Source organism: Burkholderia sp. HI2761, assembly GCF_002223355.1.
Classification (GTDB): domain Bacteria; phylum Pseudomonadota; class Gammaproteobacteria; order Burkholderiales; family Burkholderiaceae; genus Burkholderia.
Genome location: NZ_NKFN01000004.1, coordinates 1,611,733 through 1,623,476 on the forward strand (window position 1 = coordinate 1,611,733; position 11,744 = coordinate 1,623,476).

An 11,744-nucleotide genomic window follows, 5' to 3' on the forward strand; every position below is an offset into this window, starting at 1 on the left:
TTGCGGTGTCAGGCGTCGATCAGGTCGTCGAGGCGAAAGCGCGCGATCCGGTAGATCTGGTCGAGGCTCGCGCGCAGCTCCTCGGCGCGCGAATGATTCACGCGCGACTCGAAGTTCGCGATGATGCCGTGGCGGTCATAGCCGCGCACCGCGAGGATGAACGGGAAGCCGAACTTCTCGCGATACGTGCGGTTCAGCGTCAGCAGCTTGTCGAATTCTTCCTGCGTGCACTGGTCGAGGCCCGCGCCGCTTTGCTCGCGGGTCGACTCGGCCGTCAGTTCGCCGCGCACGGCGGCCTTGCCGGCCAGCTCCGGGTGGGCGTTGATCAGGGCGAGCTGGCGCGCTTCGCCGCCGGTTTCCACCGCATCCGACATCGTCTTGTGCAGCGCGTCGATGCTCGCGAACGGCCGCTCGCCCGCGGCGACTTCGGCCACCCACGGCGAATGTTCGAAAATCCCCGACAGCGCCGCGACAAATGCGCTCGGCGCCATCGTGTTCAGTTGTTCCAACGTATAGCGCATCGCCTTCATGCTTTCCCTTCGTTTCGATGATTGGGCTGATACGGATGATGTTCACGCCAGTGACGCGCGATATCGACACGGCGCGTCACCCATACGCGATCGTGCTTCTCGATGTGATCGAGGAACCGCTGCAGCCCGCGGAACCGGCCCGGCCGGCCGAGCAGCCGGCAGTGCATGCCGATCGACAGCATCTTCGGCGCCTCGTCGCCCTCCGCGTACAGCACGTCGAATGCGTCGCGCAGGTAGTCGAAGAAGTGATCGCCGGTGTTGAAGCCCTGCGGCGTCGCGAAACGCATGTCGTTCGTGTCCAGCGTGTACGGCACGATCAGTTGCGGCGACGTGCGGCCGCCCGACACCTCCACGTCCATCCAGAACGGCAGGTCGTCGCCGTAGTTGTCGGAGTCGTACAGGAAGCCGCCGTATTCGGCGACCAGGCGGTGCGTGTTGGGGCTGTCGCGGCCGGTATACCAGCCGAGCGGACGCTCGCCCGTCACGCGCTCGATCGCTTCCATCCCGAGGCGCATGTGCTCGGCTTCGAGTTCCGGCGTCATGCTCTGGTAGTGAATCCAGCGCCAGCCGTGGCACGCGATTTCGTGGCCGAGCTCGACGAATGCACGGGCAAGCTCCGGATGGCGCTCGATCGCCATGCCGACGCCGAATACCGTCAGCGGCATCCCGCGCTTCTCGAATTCGCGCAGGATGCGCCACACGCCGGCGCGCGACCCGTATTCGTAAATCGACTCCATGCTCATGTGGCGGTCCGGATACGCGGCCGCGCCGACGATTTCGGACAGGAACTGCTCGGAGCCCGGATCGCCGTGCAGCACGCAGTTCTCGCCGCCCTCCTCGTAATTCAGCACGAATTGCACGGCGACACGGGCGCGCCCCGGCCAGTTCGCCTGAACGGGATGGCGGCCGTAGCCGATCAGGTCGCGAGGATAGTTGGGATCGAGTGACATGGTTCGAAATGCAACGAAAGCGGGCTGAAACAACGGGTTCGCACCGACCGCGCGGTGCCGGAGGCTGGCCGCGCAAGCCGATGCGATGACGGCCCAGTGTAGCGAAAAGGTTCATACGCGCCCATACAGCGGCGCAGATAGTGCGTGTCAGACGGTGTGTATGTGCGGTTGCGGCAAATCGGGGGCCGAATCCGCCGCATCCCCGTCCGGCGGGCTGAAGCGGGCGAACGCGCCGTCGTAGCGCTTCGGCAGCGGCCGCGCGTAGTCGCCGCGCTTCGCGGTCGCGAGGCGCAGCGCGACGAGCGCCTCGGCCCACTTGACGGCCGCCGTGACGCCCTCGACCACCGGCGCGCCGATCTGCTGCTCGATCTCGTGCGCGAATTCGGCCATCCCCGCGCAGCCGAGCACGATCGCGTCGGCGCCGTCCTCGTCGAGCGCGCGCCGGCATTCGTCGACGATGATCCGGCGCGCGGCCGAACCGGGCCGGTCGAGTTCGAGCACCGCGACGTCGGTCGCACGCACGTTGCGGCAGAACCGCTTCATCCCGTACCGCTCCGCGAGGTGCCATGCCATCCCGCAAGTGCGCGCGAGCGTCGTGACGACCGAGAAGCCCGGCGCGAGCACGCTCGCCGCATGCATCGCGGCCTCGGCGATGCCGATCACCGGCCCGCGCGCGAGCTCGCGCGCCGCATACAGGCCCGGATCGCCGAAACATGCGATCACGTACGCGTCGCAGCCGTCGCGCTCGCCCAGTGCGATCTCGGCGAGCAGCCCCGGCGTCGCGAGCGCCTCGTCGTAATACCCTTCGATCGACGGCGGCCCCATCGGCGGGCTCACGGCCACGATCTCCGTGCCGGCCGCCGCGACCTCGCGCGCGCACCGGCCCATCGCGTCGGTCATCCGCTGCGTCGTATTCGGATTGATCAGTCGGATCTTCATTGCACGCTCCTTACGCCTTCGCGCTCACGAGCAGCCGGTAGAACACGAAGCCGAGCCCCGCGCCGATGAACCACGAGAAATTCGCGACGCCCTGCCAGCCCGGCACCATCACGCAGACGACCGCGATCACCGCGGCCGGCAACAGCGCGGCGAGCGCGCGGCGGTTCACGCCGCCCGTGTACCAGTAGGTGCCGCTTTCCGACATCGTGTACAGGTCGTCGCGCACGAGGCGGCCGCGCTTGACGAGGTAGAAGTCCGCGATCAGCACGCCGTACAGCGGACCGATGAACGCGCCGAGCACGTCGAGCGTGTAATGGATCACGGCCGGATTGTTGAACAGGTTCCACGGCGTGATGAAGATCGACGCGACGGCCGCGAGCATCCCGCCCGCGCGCCAACTGATCAGGCGCGGCGCGACGTTCGAGAAATCGAACGCGGGCGACACGAAGTTCGCGACGATGTTGATGCCGATCGTCGCGATCGTGAACGTCAGTGCGCCGAGGATCACCGCGGTCGGATGGTCGATGCGGCCGACCGTCTCGACCGGGTCGGTGATCAGTTCGCCGAACACCGGCAGCGTCGCGGCGGTGGTAATCACCGTGACGAGCGAGAACGCGAGGAAGTTGACGGGCAGCCCCCAGAAATTGCCGCGCTTCACCTCGCCGAACGAGCGGCAGTAGCGCGAGAAATCGCCGAAGTTGAGCATCGGCCCGGAGAAGTACGACACGACGAGCGACACGGCGGTGATCATCACAGGGATCACTTCCGCGCCGTGATACTTGACGCCGCCGAGGTTGATGCCGATGTTGCGCCAGCCCGCGCGCCACACCATGTAGCCCGCCAGGATGAACATCACGACATAGACGGCCGGGCCCGCGAAGTCGATGAACTTCTTGATCGTCTCCATCCCGTTCCAGAACACGAACGCCTGGAGCACCCACAGCAGCATGAAGCCGGCCCAGCCGACCGCCGACAGCCCGAGGAAGCCGTAGCGATGGACGTCCGCATACGGCAGCCATTGCGGGAAGAATTTCAGCACGACGATCACGAGCGCGCTCGACGCGAGATAAGTCTGGATGCCGTACCAGGCGATCGCGATCAGCCCGCGGATCACGGCCGGCACGTTCGCGCCGAGCACGCCGAAGGTCGCGCGGCACGCGACCGGATACGGCACGCCGATCTGCTGGCTCGGTCGCGCGATCAGGTTGCACAGCCCGTTCACGAGGCCGATGCCGACGATCAGCGCGATCAGCACCTGCCAGCTCGTCAGCCCGAGTGCGAACAGGCTGCCCGCGAACACGTAGCCGCCGACGCTGTGCACGTCCGACATCCAGAACGCGAAGATGTTGTACGCACCCCATGTCTGATTTTTAAGGGGTGCCAAATCTTCGTTGTACAGACGTTCGCTGTAACCATCCGGCAGTGCCGGGTCGCCGCCCTCGCCGCCTTCTTCCGCCGGATAGGCGCTGTCGTGCGCCACACTGAACTGAGCCATGACTTCTCCTTGACGCGGCCGGGTGGCCGCTCCACCGTCATCGATATCGCTCCGGATCGTCGCCCGGAGTCGGACCAGCGGCCCGCGGCAAACACCGCAGGCCTGCATTGCTCTCGTCGTGTGGCGCGCGGCCGGGTTCGCGTCGCCGTTCAGGCGCCGCCGAACACTTCGCGCAAATCGACCTGCCCTTGCGCGGGCCGGTCCAGCATCTTCAGTTCGACATGCTGCAGGTGGCGCGCCATCAGCGTCACCGCCCGCTTCGGATCGCCCGCCTCCAGTGCGGCGAGGATCTCGTCGTGGTCGTCGCACGAGCACGGGCTGCGCCCGTGCGATTCGTACAGCGCCGACATCAGCGTCGAACGTGCGACGAGCCCTTCGAGGCACTCGCTGAGCGTCGCATTGCCCATCAGCGTCGCGAGCGCCGTATGGAATTCGCCCGACAGCCGGATCCACGCCGCGAAATCGTGCCGCTCGAACGCCTTGCGCTCCTTGTCGATCAGCGCCGCGACGCCCTTCAGCCGCCTGGCGCCGGGGCCGGTCGCGAGCCGCTCGACCACGGCAAGCTCGATGATCCGGCGCATCTCGAACACTTCATGCACGTCCTGCAGCGTCGGGCTCGCGACGAACGCGCCGCGGTTCGGCTCGAGGTCGACCAGCTTGTCGGTCGCGAGCTGCGCGAGCGCCTGGCGGATCGTCCCGCGCTTCACGCCGAACACGTCGCAGAGCTGCGCCTCCGTCAGCTTCGCGCCGGGCGCGAGCCGATGCTCGAGGATCGCGGTACGGATGCGCTCGGCGATCGCTTCGGGACCGGCTGCACCGGACGGATGGGAATCGGGCTCGTTCATGATCTGCATCGTGTGATGATCCTCATCCTAGGACGGACATAAAGATTGTCAACAATTCTTTTGCAGGATTTCGCACAATTGGCGCGCGGCGGCATGTCTCCATTCGGTGCGCCGCGCACAGAATTCATGCGCAGCAAGCCGAACAGGCAATATGGAGGCGCTTCTCGTCGTATACCCGTCCGGTCATTTTGTTGACAAAAATGGTGCACAACCGGATGAAGATCGGGCAGACGTCGATGAAAAATATGGACCGTTAGTTGCGCATTTACATAAAGAAAAAGGCGGGAAACGATGAACCGACCCCGCCCTTTCGATCGATCGTCCCGCCCTCAGCTGAGGTGCGGATAGTCCGACAGCGTGAGCCGGAACCCGTGCGCATTCGCGACCAGTTGCGCCTGGGCGCCGAACGGCAGCGTCAGCAGGTCGGGCACATGGCCGAACTGGAGCCCCGTGACGACCGGAATCCCGACCACCGCGCGCACTTGATCGATCATCGCCTGCATGTCGTAGCCGTTGTCGTACTCGAACGGCCGCGCTCCGGTGAACTGGCCGAGCACGAGCGCCTGCTGGCGTGCGAGCAGCCCCGACAGATGCAATTGATAGATCATCCGTTCGATCCGGAACGGCTGCTCGTTGACGTCTTCGATGAACAGGATGCCGCCCTCGATGTCGGGCATGTACGGCGTGCCGATCAGCGACGTGAGGATCGCCAGGTTGCCGCCCCACAGCGTGCCCGTCACGTTCACCGTCTGCACCTGCGGTGCGTCGGCGACGATCGTCGTGCTCGGCTGCGTCAGCGTCTGCCAGAAATGTTGCATCGTGAAGTCGCTCGGCGTTTCCGCGCCGAAATCCGCCGACAGCATCGGGCCGCCGAACGTCTTGATGCGCGCCTTCGCGTACAGCGCCAGCTGGATCGCCGTGAAGTCGCTGTGACCGACGAGCGCGACCGGCTGATCGCGCAACCGGCGTTCGAGCCCGCGATAGTCGAGCCCGTGCAGGATGCGCGCGGCGCCGTAGCCGCCGCGCACCGCGAGCGCGATGTCCGGCAGCGGCCGCTCGGGATCGGCGAGGCGGTTCAGATCGCCCGCCCGCTCGCCGTCGGTGCCGCCGAAACGCTGGAAGCGCCGCTGCGTCGCCTCGATGTTCTCGATGCGCTGCTGCGCGGTGCTGAGGCGCTCGAGCGCGCGATTGATCGCCTCGGGGTCGTGCGGATAGCCGGACGGCGCCAGCAGACGGATGGTGTAGGACGCGGCGGGCTGGAAGGACATGGCGAAAGGTGTCGGGGTCGTCAAACCTGCTTAGAGGGTCCGAACCGTGCCCGGTTCACGAAAAACCATGCATACGCGCCATGACGGGCGCGGCGGACGCCTATGACGCGCCGGATTCGGCGTCGCGGGCGAGCCGCGCTTCGCGCAGCGCGCGACGGCGCTCGGCGAAAAACGACTTCAGCGCGGCGCCGCACTCGTCGGCGAGCACGCCGCCGGTCACTTCGGTGTGGTGGTTGAGCTGCGGATTCGCGAATGCGTCGATCACGCTGCCGCACGCGCCCGTCTTCGGATCGGCGGCGCCATAGACGACCCGCGCAATGCGCGCATGCATGATCGCGCCTGCGCACATCAGGCACGGCTCGAGCGTCACGTACAACTCGCAGCCGGGCATCCGGTAATTCTGCAGTTGCCGGGCGGCCATGCGCAGCGCGGCCATTTCGGCATGCGCGGACGGGTCGTGCCCGCCGATCGGATGGTTGAAGCCGCGTGCGATCACTTCGTCGCCGCGCACGAGCACCGCGCCGACCGGCACTTCGCCGGCCGCGCGCGCCTCTTCGGCGGCGGCTTGGGCAAGACGCATGAAATGCAGGTCGCGCGCCGATACGGGCGCGGTTTCGTGAACGGGAGAATCGGCGGCGGGGTCAGCGGCCGCGGCGGCTGCCGAGCAGGCTGCGTCGTGCAGCGCGTCCGACGTCACATCGTCCCCGCTTCGGCGGGCGCGTCGTCGAGCCCGCGCTCGCACAGGCGTTCCGCGATGCGCCGACAGTAGTCGCGCGGCATCACCATCGGGCCGCCGCGCAGCGATTCGAGCGCCATGTCGAGCGCGAGGATCTTCGCCTGCAGCCGGCAGCGCGCGGCACGGTCGCTGACTGCCTGCACTTCGTCGTGCAGGTTGCGCAGCGCGCGCAGTTGCTCGACGGCCGGCGGCACGAAGCCCGCGTTCTTCAGGATACGGTTGGCCACCCGCACCTCCTCGGGCACGAGCAGGTCGTCATCCAGCGCCTGCGGCGCGCCGGTACCCGGCAAATCGTCGAACTCGCCCCGCGCGGCGGCGGCGGCAATACGTTGTTCGACCAGGGCGTCAAGCAATCTCATCAGTCAATGGGAACAATGCGGCAGGCCGAATTCTAGCAGGGTGACGCCGGTATGACAGGCTCTTCGAATATATGCTCGATATTGCATTTTTAGGGGCCGAATCGCAGCGCATGCGCGCCGATCGCCACCACTTGCCGCTCTGCTGCGCCGCAGCAGGCTGAGCGCCGTCCGGACGCTTTCAGACGGAGGCAATATCCGCACCCATTTTTTATCCACGACGTTCCCACTGGCCGCTGCCGACTCGACGAAAACGCCAGCCGCCCCCGCCTGCGCTGCCCGATTACGCTGCCGCCGTTTCCGGCCGCGCTTTCGCGAACGGGCGGAACATCGTCGCGATCAGGAACGCGCCGATCCCGATCGCGAACGATCCGAGGTACAGCCAGCCGTAGCTGCCGAGCGTGTCGACGATCAGGCCGCCCGCGACCGGGCCCGTGGCCATCCCGAGGCTGCCGGCCATCGCGCAGCCGCCGATCACGGTGCCCATCATCCGCAGCGGGAAATTCTCGCGCGCGAGCACCGAATACAGCGGCATCACGCCCGCATAGATGAAGCCGAACAGCGTCGCGACCGCGTAGAAGCCGTCGAGCGTGCGCACGAAGTAATAGCCGAGCGCGCCGAGCGCCTGCGCGAGCAGCCCCGCCACCAGCATGCGCTTCGCGCCGAGGCGGTCGCCGAGGATCCCGAACGCGATCCGGCCGCCCATGCCCGCGAGCCCTTCGACGCTGTAGATCGACACTGCGGCGATCAGCGGAATCCCGCAGGTCACCGCGTAGCTGACCGTATGAAAGATCGGGCCCGAATGCGTCGCGCAGCAGAAGAAATTGGTCAGCAGCAGCACCCTGAACTGCGGCGAGCGCAGCGCATCGGCGACCGACATCGCGGCGGGCGTGCCGGCGGACGCAGGCGTGGGCACAGTGCGCGCGGGTGCCGCGTCGAGCGCCGGCGCCCGACGCACCAGCAGCGACACCGGAATCATCACGACGGCCGCCAGCGCGGCGATCAGCAGCATCGACGTGCGCCAGTCGCGCACCGACACGAGCCATGCGGCCAGCGGCGCCATCGTCATCGGCGCCATCCCCATGCCTGCCGACACGAGCGATACCGCGAGGCTGCGGTGCGTGTCGAACCAGCCGGTCACGCACGCCATCATCGGCGCGAATATCGCGGCCGTCGCGCTGCCCACGGCCAGGCCGAAGGTCAGCTGAAACACGAGCAGCGACGGCGCGCGGCTCGCCAGCGCCAGGCTCGCCGACAGCAGCACGGCGCCCGCGATGACGACCGGCCGCGTGCCGACGCGGTCCGACAGGCTGCCCCATGCCATGCTCGCAAACGCCATCGCGATGAAGCCGAGCGTCATCGCGCCGGAAATGCCGGTCATCGACCAGCCCGTATCGCGCGCGATGGACCGCAGGAACACCGGTAACGAAAACATCGCGCCGATCGCGACGCAGCCCATCAGGCCGCCCGCGGCGACGATCACCCAGCGGTATCGGGAATCCGGTATGTGGCGTGTCATGTGGCATCTCCTCGTTCGTTGCGCCATTCGCGGCAATCGGGCGCCAGCCGCATGGCGCGGCGTGCTGCCCGCTCGATATCGATACGACGGGCGACGCAGCGGGAAATCGACATGTGCGGCGCATGGGCCGTGGAATTTTTATTGTCGGCGATTCAGCGCGACTCGCAAGGGTCGAATCATCCGGGCGCCCGCCAGCTGCCGCGCCGCTTTTCCGAAACGGGAAATTCGAAAGCAGAAATGGTTGGTTGGGGCACGCACTGGCGCTGGCTACACTCGCCCCATCTTGTCATAACAAGTTGACCGATGACTTCACCCAACGTCGTGCCGCTGTCCGGGGCCCCGCTCTACGTGCAGATCAAGGACACGCTACGCGCGCGCATTCTCGACGGCACCTATGCACCGCACAGCCGGATGCCGTCCGAGCACGAACTCTGCGCGATGTTCGACGTCAGCCGCATCACGGTGCGCCAGGCGCTCGGCGACCTGCAGAAGGAAGGCCTGCTGTTCAAGCTGCACGGCAAGGGCACGTTCGTGTCGAAGCCGAAGGCCTTCCAGAACGTGACGTCGCTGCAGGGGTTCGCCGAGGCGATGTCGTCGATGGGCTACGAGATCGTCAACCAGTTGCGCAGCCTGCGCACCGTGAAGGCCGATCGCCATCTCGCGACGAAGCTGAACGTGCCCGAAGGCGCGCCGCTCGTCGAGATCCACCGCGTGCGGCTGCTGAACCGCGAACCCGTGTCGCTCGAACAGACCTGGGTGCCCGAAGCGCTCGGCAAGCGCCTCGCCGGCGCCGATCTCGCGACCCGCGACATCTTCCTGATCCTGGAGAACGACTGCGGCATTCCGCTCGGCCATGCCGACGTGTCGATCGACGCGATCCTCGCCGACGACGAAATCGTCGACGCGTTGCACGTCGAGGAAAGCAGCCCCGTCCTGCGTATCGAGCGTCTCACGCACGACGCATCGGGTGCGCCGATCGACTACGAATACCTCTACTTCCGCGGCGACGCCTTCCAGTACCGGCTGCGCGTCGATCGGCAGAAGGCGCGCAAACCTGCAAGGAACCCGCGATGAATACCCATGTGCACGAATACGACGTCGTCGTGGTCGGCGGCGGCACGGCCGGCCCGATGGCGGCCATCAAGGCGAAGGAGCGCGATCCGTCCCTGCGCGTGCTGCTGCTCGAGAAGGCCAACGTGAAACGCAGCGGCGCGATCTCGATGGGGATGGACGGCCTGAACAACGCGGTGATTCCCGGTCATGCGACGCCCGAGCAGTACACGCGCGAGATCACGATCGCCAACGACGGGATCGTCGACCAGGAAGCCGTGTACACGTACGCGACGCACAGCTTCGCGACGATCGAGCAGCTCGACCGCTGGGGCGTGAAGTTCGAGAAGGACGGCACCGGCGACTACGCGGTGAAGAAAGTCCATCACATGGGCTCGTACGTGCTGCCGATGCCGGAGGGCCACGACATCAAGAAGGTGCTGTACCGGCAACTCAAGCGCGCACGCATCGCGATCACGAACCGGATCGTCGCGACGCGCGTGCTGACCGATGCGCAGGGCCGCGCGAGCGGCGTGCTCGGCTTCGATTGCCGCACCGCCGAATTCCACGTGATCCGCGCGAAGGCCGTGATCCTCTGCTGCGGCGCGGCCGGCCGCCTCGGTCTGCCGGCATCGGGCTACCTGATGGGCACGTACGAGAACCCGACCAACGCGGGCGACGGCTACGCGATGGCCTATCACGCGGGCGCGGCGCTCGCGAACCTCGAATGCTTCCAGATCAATCCGTTGATCAAGGATTACAACGGCCCGGCGTGCGCGTACGTGACGGGCCCGCTCGGCGGCTTCACCGCGAACGGCAAGGGCGAGCGCTTCATCGAATGCGACTACTGGAGCGGCCAGATGATGTGGGAGTTCTACCAGGAACTGCAGAGCGGCAACGGCCCCGTGTTCCTGAAGCTCGATCATCTCGCGGAAGAAACGATCCGGACCATCGAGCAGATCCTGCATACGAACGAACGGCCGAGCCGCGGCCGTTTCCATGCGGGGCGCGGCACCGACTACCGCAGCCAGATGGTCGAGATGCACATCTCGGAGATCGGCTTCTGCAGCGGCCACAGCGCATCGGGCGTGTACGTGAACGCGCGCGCGGAGACGACCGTGCCGGGGCTGTACGCAGCCGGCGACATGGCGGCCGTTCCGCACAACTACATGCTCGGCGCCTTCACGTACGGCTGGTTCGCCGGGCAAAACGCGGCCGACTACGTGGCCGGCCGCGAACACGCGCCGGTGGACGATCAGCAGGTCGATGCCGAGCGCTCGCGCGTGCTCGCGCCGTTGCTGCGCGAGCGCGGCCTGGCGCCGGCGCAGGTCGAGTACAAGCTGCGCCGCATGGTGAACGACTACCTGCAACCGCCGAAGGTGACGCGCAAGATGGAAATCGGGCTTCAACGTTTTGACGGAATTACTGAGGATATCGAAGAAATCAAGGCGGACAATCCACATGAACTGATGCGTGCGGCCGAAGTACGCGCGATCCGCGATTGCGCGGAAATGGCCGCACGCGCGTCGCTGTTCCGCACCGAGAGCCGCTGGGGGCTGTACCACCATCGCGTCGATTTTCCGCACCGCAACGACGCCGAATGGTTCTGCCACACGTGGCTGCGCAAGGATGCCGCGGGCGCGATGCGCAGCGAGAAGCGGCCGGTCGAACCGTACGTCGTGCCGCTTGCCGACGACGAACGCGGCGCCTATGCGCAGTTGCGCATCCGCGAACCGGCCGCGCTCGCGGCCGCCCTTTGAGGAACCTTGCCATGCCCCATACCCCGCACGACATCTTCCAGCGCGGCAGCGCGCCCGTGACGATCGACGAGGCGCTGTGCATCGCCGACAAGGGCTGCACCGTCTGCGTCGACGTGTGCCCGCTCGACCTGCTCGCGATCGACGTCACCAAGGGCAAGGCGTACATGCAGTTCGACGAATGCTGGTACTGCATGCCGTGCGAACGCGACTGCCCGACCGGCGCGGTCAAGGTCGACATCCCTTACCTGCTGCGCTGACACGGCGCGCCACCCGCGCACTGCCCCCCACTACCGGAC

The 11,744-nt window shown here is 66.8% G+C and carries 12 protein-coding genes; 3 read left to right on the forward strand and 9 right to left on the reverse strand.

Going from position 1 to position 11,744, the window contains the following annotated elements; all coding sequences use genetic code 11:
* Positions 1-8: 8 nt before the first annotated feature.
* From uraD to CFB46_RS14380, 9 genes are all read right to left on the reverse strand, one after another.
* Positions 9-530, reverse strand: a complete 522-nt coding sequence (gene uraD / locus CFB46_RS14340; protein WP_027784722.1) for a 2-oxo-4-hydroxy-4-carboxy-5-ureidoimidazoline decarboxylase — start codon at positions 528-530, stop codon at positions 9-11.
* Positions 527-1,480 (reverse strand): allantoinase PuuE, encoded by a 954-nt coding sequence (gene puuE, locus CFB46_RS14345; RefSeq protein WP_027784723.1) that lies wholly within the window; start codon positions 1,478-1,480, stop codon positions 527-529. The genes uraD and puuE overlap by 4 nt, the downstream gene beginning before the upstream one ends.
* A gap of 147 nt (positions 1,481-1,627) precedes the next feature.
* The gene (locus CFB46_RS14350; RefSeq protein ID WP_027784724.1) at positions 1,628-2,419 is read right to left on the reverse strand and encodes an aspartate/glutamate racemase family protein; all 792 of its coding nucleotides are present in this window, start codon (positions 2,417-2,419) and stop codon (positions 1,628-1,630) included.
* Positions 2,420-2,429: 10 nt separating this feature from the next.
* Positions 2,430-3,914 carry an NCS1 family nucleobase:cation symporter-1 gene (locus CFB46_RS14355; RefSeq protein ID WP_027784725.1) on the reverse strand — a complete coding sequence of 495 codons (1,485 nt, stop codon included), beginning with the start codon at positions 3,912-3,914 and terminating at the stop codon, positions 2,430-2,432.
* 149 nt (positions 3,915-4,063) lie between these two features.
* The gene (locus CFB46_RS14360) at positions 4,064-4,768 is read right to left on the reverse strand and encodes a GntR family transcriptional regulator (RefSeq protein ID WP_027784726.1); all 705 of its coding nucleotides are present in this window, start codon (positions 4,766-4,768) and stop codon (positions 4,064-4,066) included.
* Between the two features lie 320 nt (positions 4,769-5,088).
* On the reverse strand, positions 5,089-6,027 hold the full coding sequence (gene ldcA, locus CFB46_RS14365) for a muramoyltetrapeptide carboxypeptidase (RefSeq protein ID WP_027784727.1): 939 nt from the start codon (positions 6,025-6,027) through the stop codon (positions 5,089-5,091).
* 100 nt (positions 6,028-6,127) lie between these two features.
* Entirely contained in the window at positions 6,128-6,724 is a 597-nt protein-coding gene (tadA, locus tag CFB46_RS14370; protein ID WP_027784728.1) for a tRNA adenosine(34) deaminase TadA, read from the reverse strand.
* Complete coding sequence (locus CFB46_RS14375) at positions 6,721-7,122, reverse strand: DnaJ family domain-containing protein (protein ID WP_027784729.1); 402 nt, start codon at positions 7,120-7,122, stop codon at positions 6,721-6,723. The genes tadA and CFB46_RS14375 overlap by 4 nt, the downstream gene beginning before the upstream one ends.
* 280 nt (positions 7,123-7,402) lie before the next feature.
* The gene (locus CFB46_RS14380) at positions 7,403-8,638 is read right to left on the reverse strand and encodes an MFS transporter (protein ID WP_152777301.1); all 1,236 of its coding nucleotides are present in this window, start codon (positions 8,636-8,638) and stop codon (positions 7,403-7,405) included.
* A gap of 303 nt (positions 8,639-8,941) precedes the next feature.
* Between CFB46_RS14380 and CFB46_RS14385 the strand changes: the two genes are divergently transcribed.
* The 3 genes from CFB46_RS14385 to CFB46_RS14395 are packed head-to-tail and all read left to right on the forward strand — an operon-like array spanning position 8,942 to position 11,705.
* Positions 8,942-9,712 carry a GntR family transcriptional regulator gene (locus CFB46_RS14385; RefSeq protein WP_027784731.1) on the forward strand — a complete coding sequence of 257 codons (771 nt, stop codon included), beginning with the start codon at positions 8,942-8,944 and terminating at the stop codon, positions 9,710-9,712.
* Entirely contained in the window at positions 9,709-11,448 is a 1,740-nt protein-coding gene (locus tag CFB46_RS14390; protein WP_027784732.1) for a fumarate reductase/succinate dehydrogenase flavoprotein subunit, read from the forward strand. Before CFB46_RS14385 ends, CFB46_RS14390 begins: the two co-directional genes overlap by 4 nt.
* Before the next feature lie 11 nt (positions 11,449-11,459).
* Positions 11,460-11,705 carry a 4Fe-4S dicluster domain-containing protein gene (locus tag CFB46_RS14395; RefSeq protein WP_027784733.1) on the forward strand — a complete coding sequence of 82 codons (246 nt, stop codon included), beginning with the start codon at positions 11,460-11,462 and terminating at the stop codon, positions 11,703-11,705.
* Positions 11,706-11,744 lie beyond the last annotated feature (39 nt).

What these genes read in the sequence shown, in the direction of transcription:
- uraD (WP_027784722.1), bottom strand. Translation starts at nt 530, where the DNA reads ATGAAGGCGATGCGCTATACGTTGGAACAACTGAACACGATGGCGCCG.
- puuE (WP_027784723.1), bottom strand. Translation starts at nt 1,480, where the DNA reads ATGTCACTCGATCCCAACTATCCTCGCGACCTGATCGGCTACGGCCGC.
- CFB46_RS14350 (WP_027784724.1), bottom strand. Translation starts at nt 2,419, where the DNA reads ATGAAGATCCGACTGATCAATCCGAATACGACGCAGCGGATGACCGAC.
- CFB46_RS14355 (WP_027784725.1), bottom strand. Translation starts at nt 3,914, where the DNA reads ATGGCTCAGTTCAGTGTGGCGCACGACAGCGCCTATCCGGCGGAAGAA.
- CFB46_RS14360 (WP_027784726.1), bottom strand. Translation starts at nt 4,768, where the DNA reads ATGCAGATCATGAACGAGCCCGATTCCCATCCGTCCGGTGCAGCCGGT.
- ldcA (WP_027784727.1), bottom strand. Translation starts at nt 6,027, where the DNA reads ATGTCCTTCCAGCCCGCCGCGTCCTACACCATCCGTCTGCTGGCGCCG.
- CFB46_RS14375 (WP_027784729.1), bottom strand. Translation starts at nt 7,122, where the DNA reads ATGAGATTGCTTGACGCCCTGGTCGAACAACGTATTGCCGCCGCCGCC.
- CFB46_RS14380 (WP_152777301.1), bottom strand. Translation starts at nt 8,638, where the DNA reads ATGACACGCCACATACCGGATTCCCGATACCGCTGGGTGATCGTCGCC.
- CFB46_RS14385 (WP_027784731.1), top strand. Translation starts at nt 8,942, where the DNA reads ATGACTTCACCCAACGTCGTGCCGCTGTCCGGGGCCCCGCTCTACGTG.
- CFB46_RS14390 (WP_027784732.1), top strand. Translation starts at nt 9,709, where the DNA reads ATGAATACCCATGTGCACGAATACGACGTCGTCGTGGTCGGCGGCGGC.
- CFB46_RS14395 (WP_027784733.1), top strand. Translation starts at nt 11,460, where the DNA reads ATGCCCCATACCCCGCACGACATCTTCCAGCGCGGCAGCGCGCCCGTG.